The organism is Thalassolituus alkanivorans (assembly GCF_020447205.1).
GTDB classification, from domain to species: domain Bacteria; phylum Pseudomonadota; class Gammaproteobacteria; order Pseudomonadales; family Oceanobacteraceae; genus Venatoribacter; species Venatoribacter alkanivorans.
Map to the genome: position 1 here is coordinate 1 of NZ_JAJAEL010000037.1, position 23,539 is coordinate 23,539.

At 54.7% G+C, this 23,539-nt stretch carries 21 protein-coding genes and 1 pseudogene; 19 read left to right on the plus strand and 3 right to left on the minus strand.

The features are described 5' to 3' along the window. Positions 1-257 precede the first annotated feature (257 nt). Positions 258-1,471, plus strand: a pseudogene (locus LGT44_RS12950) (IS256 family transposase). An 88-nt stretch (positions 1,472-1,559) separates the two neighbouring features. Here LGT44_RS12950 and LGT44_RS12955 read toward each other — a convergent pair. After that, a complete protein-coding gene (locus tag LGT44_RS12955) occupies positions 1,560-3,884 on the minus strand; it encodes a heavy metal translocating P-type ATPase (RefSeq protein WP_230333623.1) in 2,325 nt (774 codons plus the stop codon). 315 nt (positions 3,885-4,199) lie between these two features. Here LGT44_RS12955 and LGT44_RS12960 point away from each other — a divergent pair, with 315 nt between their 5' ends. Both LGT44_RS12960 and LGT44_RS12965 read left to right on the plus strand, forming a co-directional pair. Then, on the plus strand, positions 4,200-4,883 hold the full coding sequence (locus LGT44_RS12960; protein WP_230333625.1) for a heavy metal response regulator transcription factor: 684 nt from the start codon (positions 4,200-4,202) through the stop codon (positions 4,881-4,883). A 3-nt stretch (positions 4,884-4,886) separates the two neighbouring features. Further along, positions 4,887-6,293, plus strand: a complete 1,407-nt coding sequence (locus LGT44_RS12965) for an Imm58 family immunity protein (RefSeq protein ID WP_230333627.1) — start codon at positions 4,887-4,889, stop codon at positions 6,291-6,293. On the opposite strand, the gene LGT44_RS12970 is transcribed toward LGT44_RS12965, so the two are convergent. Beyond that, positions 6,279-6,929 (minus strand): heavy metal response regulator transcription factor, encoded by a 651-nt coding sequence (locus tag LGT44_RS12970; protein WP_230333629.1) that lies wholly within the window; start codon positions 6,927-6,929, stop codon positions 6,279-6,281. The two genes, LGT44_RS12965 and LGT44_RS12970, sit on opposite strands and share 15 nt — an antisense overlap. A 239-nt stretch (positions 6,930-7,168) precedes the next feature. Between LGT44_RS12970 and LGT44_RS12975 the strand changes: the two genes are divergently transcribed. The 16 genes from LGT44_RS12975 (at position 7,169) to LGT44_RS13045 (ending at position 22,872) form a co-directional block, all read left to right on the plus strand. Beyond that, positions 7,169-7,525, plus strand: a complete 357-nt coding sequence (locus tag LGT44_RS12975) for a hypothetical protein (RefSeq protein WP_230333631.1) — start codon at positions 7,169-7,171, stop codon at positions 7,523-7,525. Positions 7,526-7,541: 16 nt separating this feature from the next. Continuing rightward, positions 7,542-9,362 carry a copper resistance system multicopper oxidase gene (locus tag LGT44_RS12980; protein ID WP_230333632.1) on the plus strand — a complete coding sequence of 607 codons (1,821 nt, stop codon included), beginning with the start codon at positions 7,542-7,544 and terminating at the stop codon, positions 9,360-9,362. Further along, positions 9,359-10,204, plus strand: a complete 846-nt coding sequence (locus LGT44_RS12985) for a copper resistance protein B (protein WP_230333633.1) — start codon at positions 9,359-9,361, stop codon at positions 10,202-10,204. Before LGT44_RS12980 ends, LGT44_RS12985 begins: the two co-directional genes overlap by 4 nt. Positions 10,205-10,254: 50 nt before the next feature. Further along, positions 10,255-10,533, plus strand: a complete 279-nt coding sequence (locus LGT44_RS12990; protein WP_015485737.1) for a hypothetical protein — start codon at positions 10,255-10,257, stop codon at positions 10,531-10,533. A gap of 18 nt (positions 10,534-10,551) precedes the next feature. After that, positions 10,552-11,130, plus strand: coding sequence for a c-type cytochrome (locus tag LGT44_RS12995; RefSeq protein ID WP_015485738.1), 579 nt, complete (start codon positions 10,552-10,554; stop codon positions 11,128-11,130). Then, entirely contained in the window at positions 11,111-11,824 is a 714-nt protein-coding gene (locus LGT44_RS20345) for a YHS domain-containing protein (protein WP_456243408.1), read from the plus strand. Before LGT44_RS12995 ends, LGT44_RS20345 begins: the two co-directional genes overlap by 20 nt. A 9-nt stretch (positions 11,825-11,833) precedes the next feature. Next, positions 11,834-13,486, plus strand: a complete 1,653-nt coding sequence (locus LGT44_RS13000; RefSeq protein ID WP_456243409.1) for a copper-translocating P-type ATPase — start codon at positions 11,834-11,836, stop codon at positions 13,484-13,486. Further along, positions 13,483-13,725 carry a DUF2933 domain-containing protein gene (locus tag LGT44_RS13005; RefSeq protein ID WP_015485740.1) on the plus strand — a complete coding sequence of 81 codons (243 nt, stop codon included), beginning with the start codon at positions 13,483-13,485 and terminating at the stop codon, positions 13,723-13,725. Before LGT44_RS13000 ends, LGT44_RS13005 begins: the two co-directional genes overlap by 4 nt. Then, entirely contained in the window at positions 13,715-14,356 is a 642-nt protein-coding gene (locus LGT44_RS13010; RefSeq protein WP_015485741.1) for a methyltransferase family protein, read from the plus strand. Before LGT44_RS13005 ends, LGT44_RS13010 begins: the two co-directional genes overlap by 11 nt. A 15-nt stretch (positions 14,357-14,371) precedes the next feature. Further along, a complete protein-coding gene (locus LGT44_RS13015; protein WP_230333634.1) occupies positions 14,372-14,881 on the plus strand; it encodes a YybH family protein in 510 nt (169 codons plus the stop codon). Between the two features lie 61 nt (positions 14,882-14,942). Beyond that, on the plus strand, positions 14,943-15,266 hold the full coding sequence (locus tag LGT44_RS13020; RefSeq protein ID WP_015485743.1) for a P-II family nitrogen regulator: 324 nt from the start codon (positions 14,943-14,945) through the stop codon (positions 15,264-15,266). A 17-nt stretch (positions 15,267-15,283) separates the two neighbouring features. Then, a complete protein-coding gene (locus LGT44_RS13025) occupies positions 15,284-15,643 on the plus strand; it encodes a hypothetical protein (RefSeq protein ID WP_015485744.1) in 360 nt (119 codons plus the stop codon). A 606-nt stretch (positions 15,644-16,249) separates the two neighbouring features. Then, on the plus strand, positions 16,250-16,792 hold the full coding sequence (locus LGT44_RS13030) for a DUF411 domain-containing protein (RefSeq protein WP_015485746.1): 543 nt from the start codon (positions 16,250-16,252) through the stop codon (positions 16,790-16,792). After that, entirely contained in the window at positions 16,789-18,120 is a 1,332-nt protein-coding gene (locus tag LGT44_RS13035) for a TolC family protein (protein ID WP_015485747.1), read from the plus strand. Before LGT44_RS13030 ends, LGT44_RS13035 begins: the two co-directional genes overlap by 4 nt. Positions 18,121-18,131: 11 nt before the next feature. Further along, positions 18,132-19,757, plus strand: coding sequence for an efflux RND transporter periplasmic adaptor subunit (locus tag LGT44_RS13040; protein ID WP_015485748.1), 1,626 nt, complete (start codon positions 18,132-18,134; stop codon positions 19,755-19,757). After that, positions 19,750-22,872 (plus strand): efflux RND transporter permease subunit, encoded by a 3,123-nt coding sequence (locus tag LGT44_RS13045; RefSeq protein ID WP_015485749.1) that lies wholly within the window; start codon positions 19,750-19,752, stop codon positions 22,870-22,872. The genes LGT44_RS13040 and LGT44_RS13045 overlap by 8 nt, the downstream gene beginning before the upstream one ends. Positions 22,873-23,063: 191 nt before the next feature. On the opposite strand, the gene LGT44_RS13050 is transcribed toward LGT44_RS13045, so the two are convergent. After that, a partial coding sequence (locus LGT44_RS13050) for a DDE-type integrase/transposase/recombinase (protein WP_230333635.1) occupies positions 23,064-23,539 on the minus strand: 476 nt, incomplete at its 5' end.

Consider the following 23,539-nt stretch of genomic DNA (forward strand, 5'->3'; position numbering starts at 1 on the left):
GCCAGCGGCCACCCGGAAGGCCATATCGGTGCCAAGACCAGCAAGCCACCAAATAACGGGAGTACAGCAACGCCAATAACATTAAGTGACTCGTTCATGAAGGCGTGAAGCAGATCGCGTCGCTGATCTTGTTGCGGTTCATTAAACGCACGATCATAGGGTGTCAGTTTTTCGGTGGCGAAGAGCCTGTAAACCAAATTGTGTAACTGCCCACGACTGAGTAACCTTTTTAAAAGGATGCCATCGTGGGTATGCAATTGAACCAAGAGAAACTCAAAGCCATGGCCGCCGAGTTGGCCAAAGACATTAAGTCTGAAAAAGATCTCGGAGCTCTTACTCAACAGTTGATCAAAATGACTGTTGAAACCGCCCTCAATGCCGAACTGGACGAGCACCTCGGATACGAGAAACATGCTCCTGAAAGCCGTGGCACTGGCAATAGCCGTAACGGCTATTCAGCCAAGCGCCTGAAAGGGCAGCACGGCGAAGTATCGATACAGGCTCCGCGAGACCGGAACGGTTCTTTCGAACCTCAATTCGACCGTAAAGGCCAGTCCCGTCTGACCCAGATGGATGACCAAATCCTCGCACTTTACGCCAAGGGCCTGACCACCCGGGATATCGTGGATTCCTTCAGGGAAATGTATGACGCGGATATCTCGGCCACGCTCGTCTCTAAGGTGACAGAGCGGGTTATCGAGCAAGTTCACGAGTGGCAGAACCGCACGCTGGATCCGATCTATCCCATCTTTTATCTGGACAGCATCGTTCTGAAAATTCGACAGGGTAAACGAGTCATCAATAAATCCCTGTACCTGGCTCTGGCTATCAACATGGAAGGCCAGAAGGAGCTTCTTGGCTTTTGGCTGGCTGAAACGGAAGGAGCGAAGTTCTGGCTGTCGGTACTACGGAACTGAAAAACCGTGGTCTGGGGGACATCCTGATCGCCTGTGTGGACGGCCTGAAAGGGTTCCCGGATGCCATTGCTGCAGAGTATCCGCAGACCAAGATACAGTTGTGTATCGTGCACATGGTTCGCAACTCGCTGCGTTACGTGTCCTGGAAGGACTACAAGGCCGTGACGGCCGATCTGAAGCAGATCTACCAGTCTGCCACCGAGCGTGAAGCCCGGTAGGCGCAGGATGCCTTTGGCTAATGCTGGGACAGCCAATACCCGCAGATCTCTCGATCCTGGAACAGCCACTGGGACAATCTGATTACGCTGTTCGAATACCCTCCGGCGATTCGGAAGGTGATCTACACCACGAATGCCATCGAGTCGCTGAACAATGTGATTCGTAAAGCGACCAAGCGCAGAAAGTTATTCCCCAGCGATGACTCGGCACTGAAAGTGGCTTTCCTTGCGATCCAGCAGGCTTCAAAGAAATGGACCATGCCGCTCCGTGATTGGAGGCCGGCATTGAATCGCTTTATTATCGAATTTGGTGACCGCCTGAACGGCCACCTGTAATGGGGTGGGCAGTTACACAGATTTATTTACAGGCTCGTAAAGAACAGGCTGTTCTATCGTGGGGGGATTACCCCTCGACGTATCCAGCTTAAACCGAACCACGAAGCCGCAGCGAGTTGAATACAACGGACGCTGAACTCAGACTCATCGCCAGGGCTGCAAGCATGGGTGATAGAAGCAACCCGGCAAACGGGTACAGGACGCCAGCAGCCAGTGGAACGCCTAACGCATTATAAATGAACGCAAAACCAAGGTTCTGCTTCATATTGAGAACAGTCTTGTTTGACAGGTCCCGGGCAATCGAGATACCCCGCAGGTCTCCTTTTACCAAGGTGATTTGCGCACTGTTCATCGCTACGTCCGTGCCGGTTCCCATCGCGATACCGACATTCGCCTTGGCCAGTGCCGGGGCATCGTTGATGCCATCGCCCGCCATCGCAACGATGCAACCTTCTGATTGAAGCTTATCAACCAGATTCAGCTTGTCGGCCGGTTTCACTTCGCCATGAACTTCGTCTATGCCTAGTTGTTCGGCGACCGCTTTTGCCGTTGAAATACCGTCACCAGTAGCCATGATGACCCTGATTCCCGCGGCCTTGAGCGCCTGTACCGCTTCAGGGGTGCTCTGTTTGATGGGGTCGGAAACGGCGAGTAGGCCGACCAGTGTGCCGTCAACCGCCAGGTACATCACACTCGCACCCTTTGTCCTCCATCCCTCAGCGGTGGCAGCCAGGCCATCAACATTGACGTTATCCTGCTGCATGAACGCAGTGTTGCCCAACAGCAGTGTTTTGCCTTCAACCTTGCCCCGTACGCCTATGCCGCTACCCGAGTCAAAGTCGTCCACTGGGCTGAGCACCAAATTACGTTCGCGCGCAGCGCTGACAATAGCGTCAGCCAAAGGATGCTCGCTGCCTTGATCGAGGCTGGCAGCCAGGCGCAAGATTTCATCGGCGTCCAATTCGCCAGCGGAAACAGCCTGATCGAATGCGGGTCGGCCTTCTGTCAAGGTGCCGGTCTTGTCTACGATGAGCGTATCGACTTTGCGCAGATTTTCTATTGCTGCTGCATCACGAAACAGAACACCCTTGGTTGCGCCTCGTCCGGTAGCAACCATGACTGACATGGGCGTTGCGAGCCCCAGCGCACAAGGGCAAGCGATGATCAGAACAGCGACCGCATTGATCAGGCCATAGACCCAGCTTGGCTGCGGGCCGAATATGCCCCACACGACCAAGGTGAGGATGGCGATGGCTACCACCGCCATGACAAAGTAACCCGCCACCAAATCAGCCATCCGTTGCATCGGCGCCCGAGAGCGTTGGGCCTGAGCCACCAACTGGACAATTTGTGACAACACAGTGGCCGAGCCGACTTTCTCCGCCCGGATCACAAGTGCACCAGAGGTGTTCATCGTTGCCCCTATGACCTTGTCACCCGGGCGCTTGCTGATGGGTAACGATTCACCAGTCAACATGGATTCATCGAGAGAACTTGCACCCTCTTCAACAATGCCATCGACAGGAACTTTCTCACCGGGACGTACGCGTAAACGATCACCTTCATGCACATGCGTCAGCGGTACATCTTCTTCTGTTCCGTCTGCATTGATACGGCGGGCCGTCTTGGGCGCCAGACCGAGCAATGACCGGACGGCAGCGGATGTCTGGGAACGCGCGCGAAGCTCCAGCATCTGACCAAACAGCGTAAGGGAAATGATCACCACTGCGGCTTCGAAATAAACCGCCACACGCCCCATGGACATGAATGTTTCCGGAAATATACCGGGAGCTACGGTTGCCAGCGTGCTGTAGACGAAGGCGGCACCGGTACCCAAGCCGATCAGCGTCCACATGTTGGGACTGCGGTTGACCACTGATTGCCAACCCCGTACGAAGAACGGCTGTCCGGCCCACAGCACCACGGGAAGCGACAGTACAAGCTCTATCCACGTTTGCGTCGCCATCTCGAACCAGCCAAGCTGTGGCCCAAACATGGCAAGCACCGTGACAATGACGGTAAAAGGCAATGTCCACCAGAATCGCCTGGAAAAATCGTCCAGCTCGGGATTGTCATCTTCCAGACTGGGCATCAGGGGTTCAAGTGCCATGCCGCATTTAGGGCAGGTTCCGGGGTTGTCCTGACGTATTTCCGGATGCATCGGGCACGTATAAATTGTGCCTTTGACCGCTTCCGAGGGAGGTGGCGAGGTTGGTGAAAGAAACTTCTCAGGGTCATGCTGGAATCTATTCATGCATTTGGTGCTGCAGAAGTAGTAAGTTTTACCCGCATGCTCAACATGCTGGGCAGAGTCTGCCGTTACACCCATGCCGCAGACCGGGTCTGTAAGCCCTGAGCCCGTGTGGGAGGGTGTATGGTGATGACAATGAGACTCAGAATTATCGTGAACCATGGATAAGCACCTTTTCAAATAAGCAGGCAGTTTGCGCCGCGTTTTTTGCGGCTTCTTAAAGGAGGAGATTACATGAATCATGATGCCATAAACTTATTAGTTAAAGATGACCAGGCTGCTCCCGCAAGCATTACATTTTAGTCATGTTATGCGAACAACGCTTTTCTCACCGATATAACCTAGCTTCCGGCCACCAACATTACATATTTGTCATTTTCTGGTCATGTTGTGGGCAGATTTCAGACTATAAAATTGATATTGACGACAATGAAATGGACTGGCTTCCTTGCCTGAACTGTAGAGCGGAGTGGAACGATGAAGATTCTCATCGTAGAAGATGAAGTGAAAACTGGGGATTATATCCGGCAGGGCCTCATAGAATCCGGCTTTGTGGTAGATCTCGCCCGGACCGGGCTCGATGGTCACCACCTGGCGCTTACCGGCTCGTATGACTTGATTGTCCTTGATGTAATGCTGCCTGATGTGGATGGCTGGCGAATTATGCAGTCATTGAGAGAGGCCAGATCCACCACGCCTGTGTTATTTCTCACCGCAAGGGACAGTGTAGAAGACCGGGTCAAGGGTCTGGAATTGGGAGCGGACGACTATCTGGTCAAGCCTTTTGCTTTTTCGGAGCTGCTGGCACGAGTACGTACATTGTTACGGCGCGGTGCTGCGCCGGTTTTTCAGGATCAACTCCAGGTGGCTGACCTGATGCTGGATATACCTCGCCGTCGCGCACAGCGACATGGCGTGAGGATCAACTTGACCAACAAGGAGTTCACCCTACTTGAACTCCTTGTGCGGCGCCAAGGGGAAGTGTTACCACGCTCATTGATCGCTTCCCAGGTGTGGGACATGAATTTTGACAGTGACACCAATGTCATCGATGTTGCTATCCGGCGGCTGCGCGCGAAGATCGATGAAGATTTTGAACCAAAGCTGATTCATACCGTACGCGGCATGGGCTATATGCTTGACGTGACACAGCCAGGCTAGCCCATGAAAAGACGCCCGCTATCTCTGGTCGTTAGACTCACCGTCTCCATTGGCGCTGTGATAACCGCTGTTCTCCTCACCTTTGGCTGGATGATGGAGCGCTCTATCAATAATCATTTCGTCCAGCAGGATGTGGATGAGCTCAATTCAGTAGTTCAGGCGTTGCAATACCTCCTCGCGACCGTACCGGCCGATATACCCGCCGACGAACTGCATCAGCGTCTCGCTAGCGTGGTAACAGGCCATCGTAACGCCCAATACCGAATCAGTACCGATAGCGGATCATTGATCTACTCAACACCGGGTTTCAATCTGGACACGTTCGCCCGCACTGCCCGACCTGTAGAAGAAATCACTATCGATACGGTTGAGAGCTGGAATGATCATCAAGAAGCCTTTCGTGGTGCGGTCTTGTGGATTGAATCAGACAGGCTTGAAGGCAAAGCCAGGTTCAGACTCGCGGTCGCCACAGGAATCGACTTTCATCTGCATTACCTGGACGGCTTTCGGAACCACCTTCGGATTGTCACCCTTGCCGCGTGCTTGATAGTTCTTCTGGCAACCTGGTTCGCGGTTTACCAGGGACACGCTCCTATTCGACGTATCAGCCGAGAGATGAGACGCATCAGGTCTGATCAGATGGATTTTCGCCTTGAACCGCGATCCGTCCCCGCCGAGTTGGTAGAGCTGACGATTTCCTTCAATGAAATGATTGGCAGGCTTGAAGATGTATTCCGACGCCTATCGGATTTTTCCGGTGACATCGCGCACGAACTGCGCACACCCATTACCAATTTGAGAACCCATACTGAGGTAGCGCTAACCCAGGCGCGCAGCGTGGAGCAGTACCGGGAAGTGCTGTATTCAAACCTCGAAGAGTATGATCGCATGGCCAAGATGGTCGGTGACATGCTTTTTCTGGCTCAGGCTGATAATCAGCTGCTGAAACCGGAACTGGTCGATATCGATCTTCAGGCAGAGCTGAGAAACCTGTTCGATTATTTCAGCGCCTGGGCAGAAGAGCGGGAGGTGCTGTTAGAAAATACCGGAGAGCAAGTTCATGTCCTTGGCGACCGACTAATGATCCGTCGCGCCTTGAGTAACTTGCTGTCCAATGCAGTCCGGCATACGCCAGAGGGGCAGACCGTAACCACAACCCTTCAAGTGAACTCCGGTAACGTAAGAATCCGCATACAGAACCCAGGGCCACCTATACCTGAAGAGCATTTGAATCATATTTTTGAACGATTCTACAGGCTCGACGCATCCCGCCAACGTAGCAGCGAAGGTGCCGGGCTGGGCTTGGCCATCACGAAATCGATTATCGAAGCCCACGGCGGGAAGATCAGAGCGTTCTCCACAACGGAGGCAACCACGTTTGAGGTTCAATTACCTCTAAAAATGGAGTAGTGACGAGAGCCTGGGCTCGAAGTCATCGTCAATTTTAGTGCGCAGGCGACGGATGGCTACGTCGATCACATTGGTGTCGGAATCAAAATTCATGTCCCATACCTGCGAGGCGATCAGCGAACGTGGCAACACCTCACCCTGACGGCGCACCAGCAGCTCCAGCAGGCAGAATTCCTTGTGGCTGAGATTGATTTTTCGGCCGGCGCGCGTGACCCGGTACCTCGGCAGATCCAGGGTGAGATCCGCTATTCTGAGCTGGTCCGACAGGGGCGGTGCCGAGCCTCGGCGCAACAGGGTGCGCACTCGTGCCAGCAACTCGGCAAAGGCGAAGGGCTTTACCAGATAATCATCGGCGCCCAGCTCCAATCCTTTGACACGATCATCCACGCTGTCACGAGCGGTAAGAAACAACACCGGCGTCTGGCGTCCTGCCTCGCGCAGCGACTGCACAATGCGCCAGCCATCCACGTCGGGCAGCATGACATCCAGCACAATCAGGTCGAAAGACTCGGTCATCGCCAGATGGTGGCCATCGAGACCGTTGCGAGCCAGGGACACTTGAAAACCGGCTTCGCTCAACCCCTGCCGCAAATAGTCGCCAGTCTTGATTTCATCCTCGACCAACAGTAGTCGCATAAATACCTCGCTTATCACGTTTTATATCAGTCTAGCGGGTCATTCCCCACAGTAAGATCATACCAAGGTGACATTTTTGTAATCTACGGGTCATCTGGCTGACAGGGGAGATTAGTTAATATAGGATTTATCTGTGCTGATGCGGGTTGGTATCGGTCACCGTCACTGGCTCGCCCGTTCAGCTGTTTCGAGAAAGGCCGCGCTATACGATTCATGACAATGACTCTTGGAGGTGTGTAATGCATATTCAATTTCTGCGAAACGCGGCGCTCGTTTTGGCCGTGCTGCTGGTGGCCGGATGTGCCAATAGTCCGTTTTACCATCGGTACGTCATGGTGGGTCAGGTGGTGCAGGCCTCCGACGGGCGCACTGTCATCTGCATCAGCGAACCCAAGGGCGCTGAAGTGGGGCAAGTGCTGGACGCCTACCGCGTCGTGTTTAGAACGGATGTCGTTGAGGAAGGTGAATCCGACTGGGCTCGCGAGTGGGTCGGTAAGGTCAGCGTCGACGGGATCATCGACGAGCATTTCGCCACGGTTGATGTGGTCGAAGGCAAGATTATGAAAAACGATATCGTTGAATTGGAGTATTTATGAATGAATTGGAGCATTTATGAAAACGTATAGTGCGACACGCCGTCGCTTCGTACAGGGCCTTGCAGCCGGTGGCGTGCTGGCCGCCACACCGGCCTGGTTGCAGGCGGCTGTAAAAGGTGCGACCGCGCTGGGCTCAGCACCAGTACTCAGCGGCCGAGAAATCGATCTAGTGATCGCCGAAACTCCCGTCAATTTCACTGGCGTCACGCGCATGGCCACCACCATCAACGGTTCCATCCCGGCACCAACGCTACGATTGCGTGAAGGCGATGACGTCACCATTCGCGTCACTAATCGTTTACCTGTCGACACTTCTATTCATTGGCACGGAATACTGCTGCCCTATCAAATGGATGGTGTACCGGGCATCAGTTTCAAAGGCATCGCGCCGGGAGAAACCTTTGTTTACCGTTTCAAGTTACAACAGAGCGGCACCTATTGGTACCATAGCCACTCTGCCTTTCAGGAAATGACGGGGATGTACGGCGCCTTGATCATTGAACCACGTGAAGAAAAACATCGTGCTGACCAGGATTATGTGGTGGAGCTTTCTGACTGGACCGATGAAGACCCGATGCGCGCCCTCAGCAAACTGAAAGTTCAAAGCGATGTCTATAACTTCAATCGGTCCACCTTTTTCGATTTCACTGACGATGTCTCAAAGATGGGATTACAGGCGGCGCTGGAAAAACGCCAGATGTGGAATCAGATGCGGATGAGTCCGACCGATTTAGCCGATTTATCGGCAGCCACCTTTACCTTCCTGATGAACGGTACCACCCCGGCAGGCAACTGGAACGGCTTGTTCCAGCGCGGTGATCGCGTACGGCTGCGGTTTATCAATGCCGCCAGCAACAGCTTTTATGATGTTCGCATTCCTGGTTTGAAGTTAACGGTAATCCAAGCAGATGGCCAGGATGTCGAGCCGGTCACTGTGGATGAATTCCGATTTGGCCCCGGCGAAACCTACGATATCATGGTCGAGCCTCAGGACGACGCTTATACGATCTTCGCCCAGAGCATGGAACGCAGCGGTTACGCTCGCGGCACCCTGAGTGTGCGGCAAGGTTTAACAGCGCCTGTGCCAGAACCCGATTCGCCCGAGTGGTTAACCATGAAGGATATGATGGGAGCAATGGGTGGTGGCGCCATGGGCCACGACATGATGAAAATGGACTCCATGGGCCAAACCAAGATGGATCATTCCCAAATGTCCGGCGGTATGGCCATGGACCACAGTATGCACGGCATGCAGCAGGGTTCTGACAACCCGCTTGCCAAACCTTCATCTACCATACGCCACGCCCGAACCGAATACGGGGCTTCGGTTGACCAACGGGTGGATACGCCAAGTACCAATCTCGACGACCCCGGTATTGGCCTGCGAAACTTAAGCCAGCGTGGACTGCGCCCACAGGGACACCGCGTGCTGACGCTGGCCGACCTGAAATCCATCGATGGTGTACTGGATGACCGCCGCCCGCCAGCGAGAGAGCTGGAACTACACCTCACCGGCAATATGGAACGCTATAGCTGGTCTTTCGACGGGCTTGAATTCGGCAAAAGCACTCCAGTCTCCTTACGTCATAACGAACGCGTGAGAATCATTTTACAAAACGACACCATGATGACGCACCCCATGCACTTGCACGGCATGTGGAGCGAACTGGAAACAGATCAGGGCGAATTGCGGGTTCGGCGCCATACAATTCCCGTGCAGCCTGCACAACGCATCAGTTTTTTGACAACACCTCACGATCTGGGCCGCTGGGCCTGGCATTGCCATTTGCTGTTTCATATGGACGCGGGCATGTTCCGCGAGGTGGTGGTGTCATGAAACGGATTTTAATGAAACCCTTAACCAACCTAGTTTTAGCTGTCAGCGCATTTCAGGCATCTACAGCCTTGGCGCAGATGGATCACAGCGCTATGCAAATGGAGGCAAGTGCCACAACGGTAGATGGCCGCGATCCTCACGCCTATTCAGACGGTTACACGCTAACCGAGGGGCCTTATGCACAGCCAGGTCCAAGACAATTAAAACTAGCGGATGAGCACGCTTTCTGGTCCGTTCTGGCGGATCGCCTAGAATATCAGAAAGACAACGACAGCACGGTTTACGATGCACAGGCTTGGTATGGCACCACCTTCAACCGCTTTGTCATTAAAGCCGAAGGCGATATTAGCAACGGCACACTTGAGGAAAGTTCCACCGATCTGTTGTGGGGCCATGCGCTCAACGCGTATTTCGACACCCAACTTGGCATTCGACTCGACAATTATAGAGATGGTAAAGATCGCCGATGGCTGGCAATGGGTGTGCAAGGTCTAGCGCCCTACTGGTTCGAGCTCGATGTTGCTGCCTATGTTGGCGAGGATGGACGAACCGCGTTCACCGCTCAAGCGGAGTATGAGTTGCTGCTGACACAAAAACTTATTCTGCAGCCCCGTGCAGAACTCAACCTATACGGCAAGGATGACCTCGATAACGGGCTGGGCTCGGGGCTCTCTGATTTAGCACTTGGCTTGCGCCTGCGTTATGAATTCAATCGGCAATTTGCGCCGTACATCGGTGTCGAGTGGACCGACACCTATGGCGACACAGCCGATTACCGACGTTCGGCTGGTCGTGATACCTCAGACACCCAATTCGTAGCTGGATTGCGGTTCTGGTTTTAACCAACGATACCTCGGTATCACCATTTATTGAAAGTAACAGGTACATTTCTATGAAAGGCAAACACTTCTCTTCGCTTATTGCGCTTACGACTCTGGCCATCGCTTTTTCTGTACAGGCCCATGACCCCAAAGAGCATATGAAAGATGCTGAAAAACCGGATTGCGCAGCCATGAAAAATATGGACCACAGCAAGATGGATATGAGTGACCCAATGATGCAGGCGATGATGAAGCAATGCATGAGTGAGATGAATCACGACATGTCTACTAGTAACGTTGCACCAGATGAGACTCAAAGCGAACAACAAAAATCTGAACACCAACACTAATCAATACAAGGAATTTTCATGCCGACGCTCACTACCTACATTAAGTGCCTTGTCGTTACCGCTGTTATTGCGCTTGCGGGTGGTGGGCTTTTTCTCTATTCGGGCTTCTATCCAATGGGTGCCGATGTTCCCCACAATCAGCTGACCTATTGGTTACTCGAAACCTTACGTGAGCGATCCGTAGCTAGGGCCGCCAGTGATATTGTAATTCCTCAAGACCTAAACACTTCCGAACGGTTGCTGGCCGGTGGCGCCGATTATAATGACATGTGTTCAGGTTGTCATTTGAAGCCTGGCAAAACAGATAGTGATTTCACTCTGGGACTGTATCCTGCGCCACCTAATCTAACCATGAGCAGTGATGAACATGGACACGAGCATGGCGTTGAAACCGATAATAACGACGCAGCCATTCAGCGACAATTCTGGATTATTAAACATGGCATTAAAGCCTCGGGCATGCCGGCTTGGGCACCGGGACATGACGATGAACGTATCTGGAACATGGTGGCGTTTCTGCAACGCCTGCCCGAGCTGTCGCCTCAGCAATACCAGGTCCTGACCGCACGCGGTGCGGATGACGCAGAACACCATTAAGGTTGGTGTCACTATGTCACATGCCCATCACAGCCACCCAGTCCGTCTGAGCGCCGAGCCCCACAGCACAGAATTGACCGACCCAGTGTGCGGCATGTCGGTCAAGAAGACCTCCTTCCACAAGGCCGAGTTTCAAGGCAGGCTGTACTCTTTTTGCAGCGCGCCTTGCCGCAGCAAATTCATGAATAACCCACAACGCTATCTGACAAGCTCCGAACCCCTACCCCTAGAGGGTGACACCAACACCGAATACAGTTGCCCTATGCACTCGGAAGTAAGGCAACTCAGCCCGGGCACCTGTCCGAAATGTGGCATGGCTCTGGAACCAGTGATGCCCAGTGCTGATACAGGGGAAAATCCGGAACTCGCAGATTTCAGACGTCGTTTCTGGCACACCTTACCCCTGACCCTCGTGGTGACAATGATTGCCATGTCAGGTGGGACGTTTGACCATTTTCTGGGAACGGCGCGCCCCTGGGTGGAGCTGGCGCTGGCTACCCCGGTGGTGATCTGGTCTGGCCGGCCCTTCTTCAAACGCTGGTTTCAGTCCCTGAAGCAGCTCTCCCCCAATATGTGGACTTTGATCGGTACCGGTACCGGTGCCGCTTATCTTTACAGCGTCATCGCGACACTTGCTCCCGGCATTTTCCCAGCATCGTTCCGTCTCGATGGCCAAGTGGCGGTGTATTTCTAGGCGGCGGCTGTGATCATCTCACTGACCTTGCTCGGTCAGGTGCTAGAACTGAAAGCACGCTCGGAGACCGGTGCCGCCATTCGCGCGCTGCTGGGTCTGGCGCCGAAGACTGCACGGCGCTTCCGCGACGATGGCACTGAGGAAGATATTCCTCTGACACATGTGCATCCCGGTGATCGCTTGCGCGTTCGGCCCGGCGAGAAGGTACCGGTGGACGGTCAGGTGCTGGAAGGTGAAAGTGCCATCGATGAATCCATGCTCACCGGCGAACCCATGCCGGTGAGCAAGCGACCCGGTGATGTGCTAATCGGCGCCTCACTCAATACGAGCGGCGCACTGATCATGCGGGCCGAAAAGGTTGGCTCGGCCACCGTGCTCGCCCAGATCGTGCAACTAGTCGCCAATGCGCAGCGTTCCCGCGCCCCCATGCAACGCATGGCTGACGTGGTCGCGGGGTATTTCGTGCTGGTGGTGATGGGTATTGCGCTCGCCACCTTCATGCTTTGGGGCCTGTTTGGACCCGAACCGAGCTGGGCATTCGGGTTGATTAACGCGGTGGCGGTGCTGATCATCGCCTGTCCTTGCGCGCTGGGTCTGGCGACGCCCATGTCGGTCATGGTGGCCACTGGCAATGCCGCTATTCGGGGTGTGCTGTTCAGGGATGCGGCCGCCATCGAACATTTGTGCCAGGTGGATATCCTGATCGTCGACAAGACTGGCACCCTGACCGAGGGGCGTCCCGCCTTCCATGCGATGATCTCAGCGGGCAGCCTTGCGCCCAATGAAATTTTACGCCTCGCTGCCAGCCTGGATCAGGGCAGTGAGCACCCATTGGCGCAGGCGATTGTAGCCGAAGCACGCAAGCGGGAACTGAAGTTGAGCCCTGCGATTGATTTTGAGTCAGCTTCCGGGATCGGCGTGCGTGGCAAGGTGGATAACCATTTTGTCGCTCTGGGCAATACCGCCTTAATGGAGGAGCAGAAGGTCGAATGGCGCACCGTCGCCAATGAAGCGGAAACACTGCGCAGCAAAGGCGCCAGCGTGATCTATCTGGCCGTTGACGGCCTGTTGGCTGGCCTGCTCGCGGTTGCCGATCCCGTCAAAACCTCCACGCCACAAGCCATCAGCGAGCTCAGAGCTAGCGGCTTGCGCCTGGTGATGGCCACGGGCGATGGCCTGACCACGGCGAGAGCCGTCGGCCGAGAACTCGGTATAGACGAGGTTTACGGCGAGGTACGCCCGGAGGACAAGGACAATTTAGTTGCCCGCCTGCAAGCCGAGGGTCACAAGGTGGCCATGGCTGGCGATGGCATCAATGACGCACCTGCTCTGGCCCGTGCCGATGTGGGTATCGCCATGGGTACGGGTACCGATGTCGCCATGAGTACAGCACAGTTGACCCTGGTGAAAGGTGACCTGCGCGGCATCGCCATTGCCAGACAAATCTCAATTGACACGGTAGGCAACATGCGCCAGAACCTGATGTTCGCTTTTCTTTATAACGCCATGGGCGTGCCCATCGCCGCCGGCGTTTTGTATCCACTGACCGGTTGGCTGCTGTCGCCGCTGATCGCCGCGCTGGCCATGAGTCTGAGCTCGGTATCGGTGGTCGGTAACGCGCTGCGGCTGCGTCGCAACAGGACAACGGGAGGTGACGCATGAACAAACCCAGCAGAAGCTTCTGGCTAAGCGCCAGAGGCATGGCGGCACTTGGATTGATTGTGGCGGCGAGCTATTTTCTGCTGGTCGAACATCGCGACCACCTGCTAGCGTTTTTGCCCTATGTGATCCTGCTCGCCTGTCCTTTCATGCACCTGTTCATGCATCACGGCCATGGTGATCACGGCACGGCATCAAAAGAAAAGGACAAGCATGGATCGGGAGGCCCTCATGCACACTGAATCAGCCTATGGATTATGGTCGCTGGTAATTATCAACTCGGCCATTTTCATATTCTTTGCCTTCAGTTTTGTCAAGCCGAAGACAACCACCGACTGGCGTAGCCTGGGCGCTTTTTCCGCTTTCGTGTTGGCTCTGTTTACCGAGATGTATGGCTTTCCGCTGAGCATTTACTTTCTTTCCGGTTGGCTGGCCGAGCGCTACCCAGACATCGACTTTCTCAGCCACGACAATGGCCATCTGTTACACACCTTGTTGGGGCTTGAAGGCAATCCACACTTCGATCCGCTGCATATTGCCAGCAATGTGCTCATTATTCTCGGCTTCTTCCTGCTGGCCTCGGCATGGAACGTGTTGCACCAGGCGCAGCAAGCAGGAACCCTGGCCAGCTCGGGCTGGTACGCGCGTTGTCGTCATCCCCAGTATCTGGCGTTTATCATCATCATGTTCGGATTCCTGTTGCAGTGGCCGACCCTGCCCACCCTGATCATGTTTCCGATCCTGGTGGTGGTTTATGTGCGCCTCGCCCGGCGGGAAGAGCAACAGGCATTGGCCGAATTTGGTGACGCGTACCGGCACTATCAGCGTGAGGTGCCAGCCTGGTTACCCAGATCCCATTCAAAACAAAACTAAGGAGAAATTTTTATCATGCTTTCCACTTTAACTCATTTTCACGGGGCCATAGGCTGGAAAAGACGTCTGCTGGTGTTGCTGGCGGTTGTGATGGCCGCGTCGTCGCCCCTGCAGGCGGATCCGGCCGGCAACCAGGCGATGGCGATCCAGTCGGGGCTTGACGGCGAGGCCGCACGCACGGCCATCGCCTTTCAACAAGCCTTGCGTGATGGCAATGCCGAGACGGCGCGCCGCCTGCTGGCCGACGATGTCCATATCTACGAGGGCAAGGGCGTCGAACGGTCGGCCGATGAATACGCGCATCACCACATGCCCGGCGACATGGCGTTTTTGAAGTCCCTGTCGTTCACCCCGCTGGAGCACAGGGTCAGGGAGGCCGGTGATATGGCCTATTCGGTGGCCAAGACCCGTCTTCAGGGCCAATACAAGGGTAAGGACATTGACCTGATCAGCGTGGAGACCTTGGTGCTGGCGCGCACAGGCAATGGCTGGAAAATAGTTCACATCCACTGGTCGCATGGCTGATGGCTTGTAGGCCAACTGGAAGTCGAAGTCGGGACCAGTGAATTAAGTAAGAGGTAACCTGATGACAAACACCGTGAAAATCGTGGCCATTTTCCCCGAACTCCTGTGGCCAGAGATGGAGGAACTGTTACTGAGGCTCTCTGTCAGGGGACTCAGCCTGATGCCTGTTAGGGGTTTTGGCAGCTACCGCAATTATTTTCGCAAAGATCTGCTCTCCACAGGCCTGAAGCTGGAGATCTACATGACATCGAAAGCTTCCAAGCCCCAGACCAAAGCCATCGAGTCTTTTATCAACACGCACGCGGCCGATAGCGGCTTGGTGGCTGTAGAGCCGGTCAGCCGAACGAACCTGGATTTGAATTCAGATCCAGTCGACAACTCATAATAAAGGAAACATGGATAATGAAAAGATTGATAATCGCGCCCTTGCTGCTGGGGGCGCTGCTGTTTCAGGCGCAGGTAATGGCGCATGGCGGGGAAGACCCCGTCGAGGAGTTGAAAAAGCGCGACCGTGCCATCACGCACGCACAGTCGGAATTTGCCATCTCACAAAGTAACACGGAAAAGCTGAAATTGCTCGATACACAGATCAACGCCCTGAACCACAAAATTCTGGTATTGCGCAATCTGATGGCCAAGGATTATCCGCACGTGAAAGAAGGCATGAGTAAATACAAGCTGGATTATATGGAAAGTATGGACGAAAGCCTGATACAGACGCGAGTTCTGCTGCGTCAACTAGAGCAAGTGATCGAACGATGACAGGGATCAATACAGTCGCGACAAACAGGCAATATTCTGTAAACGTTGATGTAATAACTTGGCGAGAGGTTTCTTAGTGCGACCTGGTGCATGGGTAATATGGCTGCTGCTGGTGACGCTCCTTGCGAGGAGCGCATTCGCGGCTTCGCCCAACGTTTGCACCATGTCCTCCAGTCAACCGGCACCGCCCAGCCTATCCCAAGGTGAGCACGTGCATCCGGGCCACGCCCAACTAGACCACGCCGCCATGCAGCATGACGCCGGTGAAGTCCAGGATCGACACGGCTGCTGTGCCGGTGATAAGGGCGACGCCGACTGTATGATGAGCGGTTGTTTGTCAATGATGCCGCCTGTTGCTCATGTCTCTTCCCACATCCATGCTGGCTCCAGCTCAATCTTATTTCATGCGCCAGCCATCCCGCGACCGCCCTATTTTCCTTTGCTTAGACCTCCGATTGCCTGATTGACAGGCAAAAACCGATTTCACGAACTGTGTGATACAAGGCGAACCACCCGCACGACTGGCAACTGCTTGTAGCTAATGCCTGTCTGCAGCCCTGCTATCCAGTTCTCAACCCTCTATTCGATTACCTTCGGAGGTAACTCATGTTTCGATTTAAATTAATCAGCTCGCTGTTGGGACTGCTGATGCTGCCCTTACTCGTAGCCTGTAATGATGGGTCTAAAAACCCCAAAATATCTGATCCATCCGCCGCTGATGCCGAAATGCTCACCGTCTACAAAAGCCCGACCTGTGGCTGCTGTAAAAAATGGATAGGTCACCTTGAGGCCGAGGGCTTTGCGGCCAGTGTCGAACACCCGGCTAATCTGGACGCCATCAAGGATCGCTATCGAATCGCGAACAACCTGCGCTCCTGCCACACCGCTGTGTCGACCCAGGGCTATGTCTTTGAGGGGCATATCCCAGCTCGCTACATTCATCAGTTCCTGGCCAATCCACCCGCCGACGCGATGGGGTTGACAGTGCCTGCCATGCCCGTTGGCAGCCCCGGAATGGAGGTGGGTGACAAGTTTATGCCTTACCAGATATTGCTGATGAAAAAGGACGGCAGCACTGAAGTGTTTGCCAGTGTCGGGAGCATGGCTCAGCAGTATCAGCCACTCCAACAACCGGAAGCGCAGCCATGAGAATCTTCGTCACGATACTTTTTATTATCCTGCCGCTCGGTCTGGGCAGTGTCATAGCCTTTGCGCAACCCCTTCCCGATACCCTGACGCAGGAAGAGGCCGTAGCCCTCGCTATCGATGCCGATCCCTGGCTCACTGGCAGCCAGTACACCCAGCAGGCCCTCAATGACGAAGCGACCGCCGCTGCGACCTTGCCAGACCCCCGAATGAGCCTGATGGCGGGCAATTTCCCCGTGGACACTTTCGATTTGAACCAGGAAGGCATGACTCAGTTGTCGGTGGGGATCAGCCAAATGTTTCCCCGGGGTGACAGTCTGTCGCTCACCCGCCGACAAAAGCAGCAGCTAGCCGAGCAGCATCCCTTACTAAGGCTGGATCGTCGGGCCAAGGTAGGCGCTACGGTCAGCCAGTTGTGGCTGGAGGCCTTCAAAGCTCAGGAGAGTATCCGGCTGATCGAACAGGATCGCGCACTGTTTGAGCAGTTGGTGGATGCCGCCAAAGCGGGTTACTCCTCGGCGCTGGGCAGGGCACGTCAGCAGGACGTGATCCGTGCGCAGTTGGAGCTGACTCGTCTCGAAGACAGACTGACGATGCTCAGGCAGCAACAGCAAGCCGCACAAAAGCGTCTGACCGAATGGATCGGTGCGCCTGCCACTGTCCCTCTGGCTCCGGTACTACCGACACAGTCTCTTTCCAGGCCACTGTCGGTACCGACCATTAAGCAGTCCAGCGAGCATACGCGCTACGAATGGATCCGTCATCATCCCGCGTTGCGAGCGCTGGACCAGCGTATCGACGCCACGCAAACCGGTGTGGATCTGGCAAAACAGAAATACAAGCCCGAATGGGGCCTGACCGCCCAATACGGCTATCGCGACAACGACCCCTTGGGGCGCGACCGGGCCGATCTGTTCTCCGTTGGCGTGAACTTCGACCTGCCCATTTTCACCGGTAACCGGCAGGACAAGGAAGTCAGCGCCGCCGTCAATCGAACCGAGGCCATCAAAACCGAAAAGCACTTGCTTGGTCGTCGGCTGATGGCGGAACTGGAAACCGCGAGCGTGCAACTGGCGCGTCTTGATGAACGCCAGGCGTTATACGCCGATCAGCTGCTGCCGCAAATGGCTGAGCAGGCAGAAGCTTCGCTGACCGCCTACAACAACGACGACGGCGACTTCGCCGAAGCCGTGCGTGCTCGCATTGCCGAATTGAATGCCAAGGTCGACGCGCTCGCCATTGCCGTGGATCGGCAGAAGACCATCGCCCAAATCAATTACCTGCTCGCCGAGGCGTCGTTCGACGATGCACGGCCGGCGAAACCGTTTTAAAGGAGTTCAACATGAATACATTCACCAAAACCTTGCTGGGCACGGCCGTCGGCGCGCTGCTCGGCGCATCCGGCGTCTGGCTGCTCGGCAACCCCGATGAGGGGGATATGACAGCAACCGGCGGTGAACGCAAGCCACTTTACTGGGTGGCGCCCATGGATCCCAACTACAAGCGCGACAAGCCTGGCAAATCGCCCATGGGCATGGATCTGATCCCTGTGTACGAGAAATCCGCCGGAGAGGATGAAGCCGGCACCGTCAAGATATCGCCCGAGGTCGTCAACAATCTCGGCGTGCGCACCGCCACGGTTGAGGTAGGGTCTCTGGATCTGGATGTCAAAACCGTCGGTTACGTGCAATACGATGAGAACCGGCTGGTGCATATCAGCCCGCGCGTGGAAGGCTGGATCGAGAAGCTCCATGTCAAGGCCGCCGGGGATCCGGTCAGACAGGGCGACCCCCTGTACACCCTCTATTCACCCACCCTGGTCAACGCCCAGGAGGAATTGTTGTTGGCGTTGAAACGCGACAATCCGGTGTTGATCGGCGCTGCCGTGGAACGGTTATTGGCATTGCAAGTACCTCAGGCAGATATCGACCGGCTGCGTAAAACCCGCAAGGTCAGCCAGACCATCACCGTTGCCGCGCCGCAGTCCGGGGTACTGGACAATCTCGCGGTGCGTGAGGGCATGTTCGTCAAGCCTGGCTTGAGTCTGATGAGCATCGGCCAGCTAGAACATATCTGGGTGATCGGTGAGGTGTTCGAACGACAGGCAAGCCTGGTCAAGACCGACGACCAGGTGCGGATGCGGCTCGATTACCTGCCCGGTCGGGATTGGTTGGGCCAGGTGGACTATGTCTATCCGTCTTTGAATGCCAAGACACGTACCGCGCAAATCCGGGTGCATTTCGACAACCCGGACGACTTCCTCAAGCCGGGCATGTTCGCGCAGATGGTCATTGAGACCCAGGCGGGGGCTGAAGCACTGTTAATCCCGCGGGAAGCGCTGATCCGTACCGGCAGCCAGGCGCGCGTGGTGTTGGCGCTGGGTGATGGCAAATTCAAATCGGTGGCCGTTGAGGTCGGCCGCGTGGGCGAGCGGCAGGTGGAAATTCAGTCGGGACTCAAAGAAGGGGAACGCATTGTGACCTCTGCTCAGTTCCTGATCGACTCGGAATCCAGCAAGACGTCGGACTTCAAGCGCATGGCCAAGCGCGATCAGCAAGGCGAATCAATGGATGTAAAGGCAGACGCTGATTCCCGCTCAGTCTGGGTGGCCGCACGTATCGACAGCCTGATGCCGGATCACCGCATGGTGACCCTGGAGCACGAGGCCATCCCGGACTGGCAATGGCCCACCATGACCATGGATTTCACCGTCGCTGAGGCTGTGGACATGGATGCGCTCAAACAGGGAATGCGCCTGCATGTGCAGATCACCAATAACAACAGTGGTGGATACCAGATTACCCAAGTGCATATTCCCAATGAGCAAGGCAATGATGCCATGCCTGCAGGAATGGATCACGGTCAGCACGAGGGTATGGATCACGGTGATATGTCGATGCCGGAGCACAGCGAACACCAGGGCATGAACCACGGCGGTCACGATCAAAAGGAGCACAATCATGATTGAATCGATAATCCGTTGGTCCGTCGGTAACCGTTTCTTCGTGCTGCTGGCTACTTTGATGCTGGTGGGGATAGGTCTCTATTCGCTGAAAAACACCCCGGTGGACGCCATTCCCGATCTGTCCGATGTACAGGTCATTATTAAGACCAGTTTTCCTGGGCAGGCGCCGCAGGTGGTGGAGGACCAGGTCACGTATCCACTGACTACTGCCATGTTGTCGGTACCCGGTGCGGTTACCGTGCGCGGTTATTCCTTTTTTGGCGATTCCTTTGTGTATGTCATTTTCGACGAGGATACCGATGCCTACTGGGCACGTTCCCGGGTGCTGGAGTATCTGTCTCAGGTCGCGCCCACATTACCTCCGAGTGCTCGGCCGCAACTGGGGCCGGACGCTACCGGAGTTGGCTGGGTCTATCTCTACGCCCTGGTGGACCGTACCGGCAAGCATGATCTTAGTCAGTTGCGCAGCCTGCAGGACTGGTTCCTGAAATACGAGCTGCAAACCGTGCCGGGTGTTTCCGAAGTCTCGGCGCTCGGCGGCATGGTTAAGCAGTACCAAGTGAAAGTGAACCCGGAAAAACTGCGTGCTTTCAGTATTCCCCTGTCCCATATTCAGATGGCGATCCAGCGCGGCAACCAGGAAGTGGGCGCCTCGGTGGTGGAAATGGCCGAAGCCGAATACATGGTGCGCGCCAGCGGTTACATCCAGGGTATCGATGATCTGGCCAACATTCCGTTAGGGTTGGATGTTAACGGTACGCCGCTGTTGCTCAAGGATGTGGCGGATATCGAATTGGGGCCGCAAATGCGCCGTGGCATCGCCGAGTTGAACGGCGAAGGTGAAGTGGTGGGCGGTATTGTGGTGATGCGTTTCGGTGAGAACGCCCAGAAAACCATTGATGGGGTCAAGGCCAAGCTGGAAAAACTCAAGGCGGGTTTGCCCGAGGGCGTGGAGATCGTAACCGTTTATGATCGTTCAGGGCTGATATCTCGCGCCATTGACAGTTTGTGGAAAAGTCTGGCCGAAGAACTCGCTATTGTGGCGTTGATCTGTGTCATTTTCCTGTTTCATGTCAGGTCCTCACTGGTGGCGGTCTTCAGTCTGCCGCTAGGTATTCTTACGGCTTTTACCGTGATGTATTGGCAAGGTCTCAATGCCAATATCATGTCATTAGGCGGTATAGCGATTGCGATAGGCGCCATGATTGATGGCGCGATTGTCATGATCGAAAACATGCATAAGCATATGGAACGTACGCCCTTGACGCCAGAGAACCGTTGGAAAATCGTGGCGGCGTCAGCCAGTGAAGTCGGTCCGGCGCTGTTTTTCAGTTTGCTTATTATCACTGTGAGCTTTGTACCAGTATTCACCCTGGAAGCCCAGGAGGGCCGGATGTTCAGCCCGTTGGCCTTTACCAAAACCTATGCCATGGCAGCCAGTGCGGCGCTTGCTATCACAGTGGTGCCGGTTTTGATGGGATATTTCATCAGAGGCAAGGTGGTAGCGGAAAACAAGAATCCCGTTAATCGATTACTGATTGCCGGGTACATGCCCCTGCTGAAAACCGTATTGCGTTTTCCGAAAATCACACTTGCCATTGCGGTTGTGATTTTCCTCGTTGGGATCTGGCCGGTTAACAAGATTGGTAGTGAATTCATCCCCGATCTGGATGAAGGTGATCTCATGTACATGCCCACCACTTATCCGGGGCTATCTATTGGTAAGGCCAGGGAATTGCTTCAACAGACCGACAAGCTGATTGCGACTGTCCCCGAGGTGAAGACTGTTTTCGGCAAAATCGGCCGTGCCGAGACAGCCACGGATCCAGCGCCACTAACCATGGTCGAGACCTTTATTCAGCTCAAGCCCAAAGAGGAATGGCGCGAGGGCATGACCACGGAGAAGCTCAAGAAGGAGCTGGATGCGCTAGTGAAATTCCCCGGTCTAACCAACGCTTGGGTGATGCCGATCAAGACTCGCATCGACATGCTGGCCACCGGTATCAAGACGCCGGTAGGCATCAAGGTGGCGGGCGAGGATCTGCGAGAAATTCAGAAGATTGGTCAGCGACTAGAGCAGATCCTCAAGGATGTACCCGGCACAGCCTCGGTGTATTCCGAAAGGGTGGCCGGTGGGCGTTACATCAAGGTGGATATTCAGCGTGCACAGGCGGCGCGCTATGGCCTCAATATTGCTGATGTGCAGCAGGTAATAGCCACGGCCATTGGGGGAATGAATGTGGCGCAGACCATTGAGGGGCTGGAGCGTTATCCGATCAATCTGCGCTACCCGCAGGACTATCGAGACTCGCCAGAACAGTTGGCGCTGCTGCCCATCGTTACGCCCAGCGGCCAACGCATTGCGCTCGCCGATGTGGCCAATGTCTATGTGGAGGACGGCCCGCCAGCGATCAAGAGCGAGAACGCCAGGCTGAATGGCTGGACCTTTGTAGATATCGATGGGGTGGACGTGGGCAGCTATGTACAAGCGGCCATGGCAACGGTCGAGCAGCAGTTGGATTTACCGGCCGGTTACTCGGTGGCCTGGTCCGGTCAGTACGAATACATGCTGCGCGCCAAAGAGAAACTGACCTATGTGGTTCCTTTGACGCTTGCCATCATTATCATTCTGTTATACATGAATTTTCGTAACTTCACTGAAATAGCCATTATTCTGGGAACACTACCACTGGCGGTAATTGGTTCAATCTGGCTGATGTACCTGCTTGGCTATAATTTTTCTGTCGCGGTTGCGGTTGGTTTTATTGCACTGGCGGGGGTTACGGTGGAAATAGGTATCATCATGTTAACTTATCTTAACCAAGCATATCACCAATTGATAGATACCTGTCGTGAGCGTGGAGTGCAACCATTAAAAGAAGATTTGCTCGAAGCCGTGACACAGGGCGCGGGACTTCGTGTAAGACCCGTAATGATGACTACGGTCTCCACTATCGCTGGATTGTTGCCCATTATGTTCAGTTCCGGAACAGGTGCGGAAGTTGTTAGCCGGATTGCGGCGCCTATGGTGGGCGGAATGGTGAGTGCTGTGATTTTAACGTTGTTGGTATTACCCGTCGTGTATTACCTATGGCGCACCCGCTCGCTGAAAGCATAATATTGCCAAACTAAATGGGGCAGACTTGTCTGCCCCTGCCGGAGCTCTGTGGTATAAACCAATAAAGCACCAAATGCACAAATAGGTTAAGGGTTCTCCCCCGTTTTCACTGACGCATCTAAAAGAGGCATAATGTGCCTGTAAGAAGTGTTGGTAATCCCCCCATTTTTAACGGGGTTCAAAAGTAGAGATTAGGCCGCCATGGCCAATTTCTGTTGAGGAGTGATTCCTCCAAGACCCATATTCGGTCGTTCGTTATTGTAATGCCAAAGCCAGCGAGTGGCGTAATTCTGAACGTCCTCCAGCGTGTCGAACAAGTACTGAGCCAGCCAGTCGTAACGCACCGTGCGGTTGTAACGCTCAACGTAGGCATTCTGTTGCGGATTGCCAGGCTGAATAAATACCAGCTTAATGCCTTGATTCTCTGCCCACACAGCAAGCTTGTTGCTGATGTACTCAGGACCATTATCACATCGAATAGAGCGTGGTTTTCCACGCCATTCAATGATCTGATCCAGCGACCTAATAACACGTTCGGTTGGCAATGAAAAATCAACCTCAATGTCCAGGCCTTCACGATTGAAGTCATCGATAACGTTAAACAGCCGGTAAGTCCGGCCATCACTGAGCTGATCATGCATAAAGTCCATGGACCAACATTCATTGA

Excerpts from the sequence above, each read along its gene's own strand:
- LGT44_RS12955 (WP_230333623.1), bottom strand. The coding sequence starts at position 3,884 with ATGGTTCACGATAATTCTGAGTCTCATTGTCATCACCATACACCCTCC.
- LGT44_RS12960 (WP_230333625.1), top strand. The coding sequence starts at position 4,200 with ATGAAGATTCTCATCGTAGAAGATGAAGTGAAAACTGGGGATTATATC.
- LGT44_RS12965 (WP_230333627.1), top strand. The coding sequence starts at position 4,887 with ATGAAAAGACGCCCGCTATCTCTGGTCGTTAGACTCACCGTCTCCATT.
- LGT44_RS12970 (WP_230333629.1), bottom strand. The coding sequence starts at position 6,929 with ATGCGACTACTGTTGGTCGAGGATGAAATCAAGACTGGCGACTATTTG.
- LGT44_RS12975 (WP_230333631.1), top strand. The coding sequence starts at position 7,169 with ATGCATATTCAATTTCTGCGAAACGCGGCGCTCGTTTTGGCCGTGCTG.
- LGT44_RS12980 (WP_230333632.1), top strand. The coding sequence starts at position 7,542 with ATGAAAACGTATAGTGCGACACGCCGTCGCTTCGTACAGGGCCTTGCA.
- LGT44_RS12985 (WP_230333633.1), top strand. The coding sequence starts at position 9,359 with ATGAAACGGATTTTAATGAAACCCTTAACCAACCTAGTTTTAGCTGTC.
- LGT44_RS12990 (WP_015485737.1), top strand. The coding sequence starts at position 10,255 with ATGAAAGGCAAACACTTCTCTTCGCTTATTGCGCTTACGACTCTGGCC.
- LGT44_RS12995 (WP_015485738.1), top strand. The coding sequence starts at position 10,552 with ATGCCGACGCTCACTACCTACATTAAGTGCCTTGTCGTTACCGCTGTT.
- LGT44_RS20345 (WP_456243408.1), top strand. The coding sequence starts at position 11,111 with ATGACGCAGAACACCATTAAGGTTGGTGTCACTATGTCACATGCCCAT.
- LGT44_RS13005 (WP_015485740.1), top strand. The coding sequence starts at position 13,483 with ATGAACAAACCCAGCAGAAGCTTCTGGCTAAGCGCCAGAGGCATGGCG.
- LGT44_RS13010 (WP_015485741.1), top strand. The coding sequence starts at position 13,715 with ATGCACACTGAATCAGCCTATGGATTATGGTCGCTGGTAATTATCAAC.
- LGT44_RS13015 (WP_230333634.1), top strand. The coding sequence starts at position 14,372 with ATGCTTTCCACTTTAACTCATTTTCACGGGGCCATAGGCTGGAAAAGA.
- LGT44_RS13020 (WP_015485743.1), top strand. The coding sequence starts at position 14,943 with ATGACAAACACCGTGAAAATCGTGGCCATTTTCCCCGAACTCCTGTGG.
- LGT44_RS13025 (WP_015485744.1), top strand. The coding sequence starts at position 15,284 with ATGAAAAGATTGATAATCGCGCCCTTGCTGCTGGGGGCGCTGCTGTTT.
- LGT44_RS13030 (WP_015485746.1), top strand. The coding sequence starts at position 16,250 with ATGTTTCGATTTAAATTAATCAGCTCGCTGTTGGGACTGCTGATGCTG.
- LGT44_RS13035 (WP_015485747.1), top strand. The coding sequence starts at position 16,789 with ATGAGAATCTTCGTCACGATACTTTTTATTATCCTGCCGCTCGGTCTG.
- LGT44_RS13040 (WP_015485748.1), top strand. The coding sequence starts at position 18,132 with ATGAATACATTCACCAAAACCTTGCTGGGCACGGCCGTCGGCGCGCTG.
- LGT44_RS13045 (WP_015485749.1), top strand. The coding sequence starts at position 19,750 with ATGATTGAATCGATAATCCGTTGGTCCGTCGGTAACCGTTTCTTCGTG.